Genomic DNA, 252 nt, shown 5'->3' with positions numbered 1-252 from the left:
AGGGCACACGCGAANCNCAGCCCTGCAAGATCTTTCTCTTTACCCAGGCCGATACAGAAAAATGCCAAGCAAGAAAGCCGTGCCAGCGATGTGATGAGTTTGAGTTACTGCGAGTCGATGCGGGGCAGTGGCCGTGTGGGGGCGCCTCGTGGTCGAGTGGAGCGGACACCGGAGGGAGCGCGAAGGCGCGGACGAGGTGAGCGAACACGGTGTCCGGCGCGCAGGGCGCCGGNCCCGCCCCNNGGAGCCCCC

It is taken from the genome of Bordetella tumbae (genome assembly GCF_965139195.1).
Lineage (GTDB): Bacteria > Pseudomonadota > Gammaproteobacteria > Burkholderiales > Burkholderiaceae_B > Bordetella_A > Bordetella_A tumbae.
This window is presented reverse-complemented; position numbering follows the sequence as displayed.